Source organism: uncultured Fretibacterium sp., assembly GCF_938040765.1.
GTDB lineage: Bacteria > Synergistota > Synergistia > Synergistales > Aminobacteriaceae > CAJPSE01.
Genome location: NZ_CALIAA010000216.1, coordinates 1 through 4,466, shown reverse-complemented (window position 1 = coordinate 4,466; position 4,466 = coordinate 1). Strand labels below are relative to the sequence as shown.

The 4,466-nt window shown below is 68.4% G+C and carries 3 protein-coding genes; all 3 read left to right on the top strand.

The window, feature by feature from the left end:
- The first annotated feature begins 74 nt into the window (after nucleotides 1–74).
- Genes selA through nudC form a run of 3 tightly spaced genes read left to right on the top strand, consistent with a single transcriptional unit; the run spans nucleotide 75 to nucleotide 4,170 of the window.
- Entirely contained in the window at nucleotides 75–1,481 is a 1,407-nt protein-coding gene (selA, locus tag Q0176_RS07450; RefSeq protein ID WP_299300938.1) for an L-seryl-tRNA(Sec) selenium transferase, read from the top strand.
- Nucleotides 1,478–3,400 (top strand): selenocysteine-specific translation elongation factor, encoded by a 1,923-nt coding sequence (gene selB, locus Q0176_RS07445; protein WP_299300935.1) that lies wholly within the window; start codon nucleotides 1,478–1,480, stop codon nucleotides 3,398–3,400. The genes selA and selB overlap by 4 nt, the downstream gene beginning before the upstream one ends.
- A 17-nt stretch (nucleotides 3,401–3,417) precedes the next feature.
- Nucleotides 3,418–4,170 (top strand): NAD(+) diphosphatase, encoded by a 753-nt coding sequence (gene nudC, locus Q0176_RS07440; protein ID WP_299300932.1) that lies wholly within the window; start codon nucleotides 3,418–3,420, stop codon nucleotides 4,168–4,170.
- The last annotated feature ends 296 nt before the right edge of the window (nucleotides 4,171–4,466 follow it).

Here is a 4,466-nt window from a genome sequence, read left to right as displayed (position 1 = left end):
TTATTATAGAATGGTTGCAGGAAACTATCCAGAGCACGACAGTGTGAAAGAGACGACGAGGAGCGGGCCTGCTTATGATCGAGGACATCAGGAAGAAAATGCGTGAGATCCCCGGCATGGACATTCTGCTGGCGCAGGATTGGGCGTTGCCGTGGATCGGGGAGCTGGGGCGGGAGACGGTCAAGCGCGTCCTGAACGGGGAACTGACCCGCATCCGGAGGCGAATGCTCGCCGGCGAGGACGCGGACATCTCCGCGGACGCCCTGAAAAAAAATTTCGAGGCCCTGCTCTCGAGGGAGGGGCTGCCGCGGCTGCGCCGGGTGATCAACGCGACGGGGGTGGTCATCCACACCAACCTCGGGCGCTCGCTCCTTGCGGAGGAGGCGGTGGCGGCCGTCGTCCGCACGGCGGGGAGCTACAGCAACCTGGAGTACGACCTGACCAGGGGGGCGAGGGGCCAGCGCAACGCCCACGTCGAGGAGCTTCTCTGCGCCCTGACGGGGGCCGAGGCGTGCCTGGTCGTGAACAACAACGCCGGTGCGGTCCTGCTCTGCCTCGCAGCCCTGTCCCGGGGGACCGAGGTGGTGGTCTCGCGCGGGGAGCTCGTGGAGATCGGGGGGACGTTCCGCATCCCCGACATCATGGAGCTCTCCGGGGCGGAGCTGGTCGAGGCGGGGACGACGAACCGGACGCACCTCAAGGACTACGCCGCGGCGATCTCCGAACGGACCTCGATGCTCCTCAAGGTGCACCCCTCGAACTTCAGGATGGACGGCTTCACGGCGGCCCCCGAGCGCTCCGAGCTCGCGGCGCTCGCGCACGAGCGCGGGCTGCTCTTCATGGAGGATGCCGGAAGCGGCCTCCTGGTCGACGGCCGCGCCCTGGGGCTGAGCGGGGAGTGCGATGTCCGCGCCTGCATCGAGGCGGGTGCGGACATCGTCACCTTCTCCGGCGACAAAATGCTGGGCGGGCCGCAGATCGGCGTCATCGCAGGGCGGCGGGGCGCGGTGAACCGCCTGAGGGAGCACCCCATCCTCCGAACCCTGCGCGTGGACAAGATGACCCTGGCGGCCTTCGAGGCGACGATGCGCCTCTACGCGAAGGGGGACCTGGACCGAATCCCGACCCTGGCGATGCTTCGCCGAACTCCGGACGCGATGCACGCCCAGGCGCGCCGCCTGGCGGCGAAGCTGAGGCGTGTCACGCCGGCGCGCGTGGAGGTCGTGGCGGTGGAGGACGCGGTGGGCGGCGGCTCCTACCCCGCGCTTCCCCTTTCGGGATGGGGGGTCGCCGTCGGCGCGCATCCCGCCGGAGGAGCGGGACGCCTTCAGGCGCTCCTGAGGGGCCAGGAGATTCCTGTTGTGTGCGGCGCGCGGGAGGACGCCCTGGTCCTGCACGTCCGCACGATCACCCCCCGGGACGAGGCGCTCGTCGTGGAGGCCTTCGCCCGCATCGGCACCGAGGGGGGGGAGGACGCATGAGCGCGGACCGCGAGATATCCCTGGTGCTGGGCACCGCCGGGCACATCGACCACGGCAAGACGACCCTGATCGCCGCGCTGACGGGCGTGGACTGCGACCGGCTCATGGAGGAGAAGAAGAGGGGGATCACCATCGAGCTGGGCTTCGCCCCCCTCCGCCTGGAGGACGGCCGCGTCGTCAGCGTCATCGACGTCCCCGGACACGAGCGCTTCATCCGCCAGATGGTGGCGGGGGCCTCCGGGATCGACGCCGTGCTCTTGATCGTCTCCGCCGACGAGAGCATCATGCCGCAGACCCGCGAGCATCTGGCCATACTGGAGCTCCTGGGGGTGCGGGACGGGCTCGTCGCGATCACGAAGACGGACAGGGTCGAGCCCGGGATGGCCGACCTGGTCCGGGAGGACGTCCAGGAGTTCGTCCGGGGAAGCTTTCTGGAGGGGAAGCCCGTCGTCCCCGTCTCCGCGGTCACCGGAGAGAACCTCGAGACCCTGAAGCGCGAGCTCGCCGCCCTGGTGGACCGGGTGCGGCCCAGAGCCCGCAAGGGAGCCCTCTTTCTGCCCATCGACCGGGCCTTCCCCATCTCGGGGTTCGGCACCGTCGTGACGGGGACCGCCTATCGCGGGACCGCCCGTACGGGGGACGAGGTCGAGATCTTCCCCTCGGGGCGCGAGGGCCGCATCCGCAGCCTCCAGGTCCACGGGCGCTCCGTGGACGAGGCCTTCGCGGGCCAGAGGGTGGCCGCCAACCTCTCTGGGATCGCGGTGGACGAGCTCGCCCGCGGGGACGTGGTCTGCCGGAAGGGCGTGTACTCCCCGACGCGCTGCTTCGACGCACTGCTCCGCATCCTGCCGTCGGCCTCGGAGCCCCTGAAGCACTGGCAGAGGGTCCGGCTCTGCATCGGGACGTCGGACGTCCTGGCGCGGGTGAGCCTGCTCCGGAAACGGGCAGTGGCCCCCGGAGAGGAGGAGCCCGTCCAGCTCGTCCTGGAGGAGCCGGTGGTTTGCACGGCGGAGCAGCGGTTCATCATCCGTTTCTACAGCCCGCTGATCACGATCGGCGGAGGACGCGTCGTCTTCCCCTACTCCCACAAGCCCCGGGGCGCTGCGGCCCGCGCCGCGGCCGTGGCCCGCATCGGGGCGCTCGGCTCCGCCGCTGCGGCCGACGACCGGCTGCGCTGCCTGGTCGAGGAGGCAGGCATGATGGAGACCCCACGTGCCGCGCTCCTGGTTCAGGAGGCCCCGTCCGATCTCGCGGCCGTCGTCGCACGCCTCGTCAAGGCAGGGGCCCTCGTCGAGCTGAAGGGGGAGCGTCCGATCCTGCTCTCTTCCTCCCATTTTGCGTCGCTGGAGGCCAAGGCCGTCTCGGAGCTGAAGGATTACCAGAAGGCGTTTCCCTCCGAGTCGGGAATGCCCCTGGACGAGCTGATGCGCAGGCTCACCCTGCCGGACGCCAGGGTGCTGCGTTCCTTCGCCGCGCTGCTCGCGGAGCGCGGACGAATCGTGACCGGGGACAACAAGGCACGCACTCCGGACTTCGTCGTCCGCAGCGAGGGGGCGTTCCGCCGCAACAGCGAGGCCCTCGCCGCGTTCTGCCGGGCTCGGGGCTGGCAGCTCGCCACGCTGGAGGAGGTCCGCTCGGAGCTCCGCATGGAACCCAACGCCTTCACCCAGCTCATCCAGAGCCTGAAGAACACGAGGGAGCTCGTGCTTCTGGAGGGCGGCTACGTCCTGACCTCGGAGATGGAGAACGCCATGCTCGACATCCTGAAAGGGATCGGCGGGAACGTCACCCTGGCGGCGGTCCGGGACGCGACGAACAGCTCGAGGAAGTTCATTCTGCCCGTTCTGGAGTACTTCGATTCCAAGGGCTACACGCGGCGCGTAGGGGACGTGCGCGTCGTGAAGGGCGCCGTGAAGTGAAGGAGATGCGGATCTGAATGCTGATCTTCAAGGGCGACGCGCTCCTGGCCGGGGATGGGGACGGTTCTTTCGACTGGCCCGACCGGCCGTCCGAGGCCCTGCGCTGTTCCCTGGACTTTCCGGAGTCCTGGCAGGACCTGACCGCCTGGTGCGAGGTCGGAGAGGACTTCGAGGCGCGAGGGGCGGAGTGGTTGGACCTGCGCGCCATATGGCACCGTTTCGGGGAGGAGGCCTTTGCCCGCGCCGGCGCGGCCTATCAGTATATGAACTGGCGCCGCTCCATGCGCTTCTGCTCGTTCTGCGCCACGCCGCTGGAGGCCCGAGAGGAGGACAGGGGGCTCTCCTGCCCGGGCTGCGGCAGGGCCTTCTACGCCCCCCTGCACCCGGCGATCATCGTCGCCGTGGAACGGGACGGACGGCTCCTTCTGGCGCACAACCGACGCATGCCCGAAAAGCGGTACAGCGTCCTTGCGGGGTTCGTCGAGCCGGGGGAGAGCCTGGAGCAGACGGTGGTCCGCGAGGTCCGCGAGGAGGTCGGGATAGAGATCGGCGGCATCCGCTACTTCGGAAGCCAGTCCTGGCCCTTCCCCTCGTCCCTGATGCTGGGGTTCACGGCGCACTGGAGCTCGGGCGAGGTCATCCCCGACGGCCTGGAGCTGGACGAGGCCGGGTGGTTCGCCCCCGACGCCCTGCCCAACGTCCCGCCGCCGCTCAGCATCTCGCGCCGCCTGATCGACGACTTCGTCCGGCGGCAGGGCGGGAAAAATTAGGCCGAGTGCACTCAAAACATCGTCAAAGTGGTCAAGGCAGGTCAAAAACAGCTGGATGGAGATCAGCCGGGTGCAATACGAACGTATAGTCGGCCTCCCGCTTTTGCGTTGACATGGCCTGTAAACTGCATTCTAACGATGTCGGAAAGTATGGACCACGGCATCGGTCCAGGACCGTGAAAAGGATCCCCCGGTCCACCGCTCAAATGCGGAGAAAGTTAGCGGAGAACCTTGAGGAGTCCCATCGTCAGCACGGGAAAATACGTAAAGAGCAGCAGACATGCCACCATGGCGCA

Excerpts from the sequence above, each read along its gene's own strand:
- selB (WP_299300935.1), top strand. The coding sequence starts at position 1,478 with ATGAGCGCGGACCGCGAGATATCCCTGGTGCTGGGCACCGCCGGGCAC.
- selA (WP_299300938.1), top strand. The coding sequence starts at position 75 with ATGATCGAGGACATCAGGAAGAAAATGCGTGAGATCCCCGGCATGGAC.
- nudC (WP_299300932.1), top strand. The coding sequence starts at position 3,418 with ATGCTGATCTTCAAGGGCGACGCGCTCCTGGCCGGGGATGGGGACGGT.